This is a genomic window from Alkalihalobacillus sp. MEB130, assembly GCF_032335535.1.
In the GTDB taxonomy this organism is placed as follows: domain Bacteria; phylum Bacillota; class Bacilli; order Bacillales; family Bacillaceae_D; genus Halalkalibacter.
Genome location: NZ_JAOANA010000062.1, coordinates 1 through 1,279, shown reverse-complemented (window position 1 = coordinate 1,279; position 1,279 = coordinate 1). Strand labels below are relative to the sequence as shown.

Annotated in this window: 1 protein-coding gene; it reads left to right on the top strand. The window is 39.6% G+C overall.

Translation table 11 applies throughout. The annotated features are described in order from the left end of the window. Nucleotides 1-115: 115 nt before the first annotated feature. Nucleotides 116-1,261, top strand: a complete 1,146-nt coding sequence (locus N0O92_RS23695) for an IS4 family transposase (protein WP_315617500.1) — start codon at nucleotides 116-118, stop codon at nucleotides 1,259-1,261. The last annotated feature ends 18 nt before the right edge of the window (nucleotides 1,262-1,279 follow it).

Sequence of the window (1,279 nt, the reverse complement as noted above, 5' to 3'; positions counted from 1 at the left end):
CCCAGGGCTGTTGATTAACCAAAATTTAGTAGATACAAGCATATAAAAAGACAAAGAAAGCCATCTCCGTTAAAGTGTAGTTACCGCTAACAAACACAAAGGAGAATGGCTTTCCATGAACAAGATTAACACACTTCCCCGATTGTTACAATTATTCATCACAGAAGAAGAAATGATTCAAATTGCTTTAAAACACGGTTATATCGAGACCGCAAGAAAATTTAATTTTGTCCACCTGATTAATTTTTGGTCCGTTGCCGCTACGGAAACTTGGTCAGGGTACCGAGAGGCAGAAGCTCATCTACCAAACTATCCCGAAGTGCCTAGCGTGGATCATTCAACTTTAGCCAAAAAAGCAAAAAATGTTCCGTTTCAAGTCATGCGTGACATCTTTCAACTTCTCATTAAACGTATGAACCGATCGCTTCGACGATCGTTTGTAAGAAAGTACAAACTTTATGCTATTGACTCTACAACGATCACGTTTAAACATCCAAACTATGCTTGGGCACGTTATTCGAGTTGTCGTCATGCCATACGACTTCATACTCTATTTGATATTTTAGAGAGTCAGCCAACAAACGTAATTGAAACAACGGGTCGTGATCACGATATTATGGTTGCACCAAAGTTATTCTCGGTTGATGATCCTTCTGCTGTATTTATAGGTGATCGTGGGTATGCCAGTACAGCGATTTTTGAACAGTTGGAAGGGACCAATAAACAATTTGTCATACGAATTGCTGACGCTTTTACAGCTTCCCATAAAAAATCGTTGAAACGACTTCGCCTCGGAGAGTCAAACATCATTGAAGATGAAACGGCCGGCCTTGGAAAAGGGAGTCGTCAGACTAAGAACCGCTATCGTCTTGTTACCTTTCGTGACGCAGAAGGAAATAAAATACGTGTAGCTACAAACCTAATGGATTGTTCAGCCGAAGCAATCGCAGCATTTTATAAAGCACGATGGCAAATTGAATTGTTCTTTAGGTGGGTTAAACAAAATCTAGAGCTATCGAACGTATTTGGTACGTCTGAAAACGCAGTGTACAGTCAAGTGTTCGGAACATTAATCTCTTATTTATTGTTACGCTGGTTATTTAATGAAACGCAATCTGCATGGAGAAAAATTTGTCCTTTAAATTTTTTGGACTTTTCCCGCAGGTTTATTCAATCTACACTTCCAACGGAAGTGAGAGCTGAAATTCAGTGGTTCCATCTAAATAGGAGAAGTCTGCTCTATTCAGATGGAAAATATTAGCTAATCAACACCCCTGGG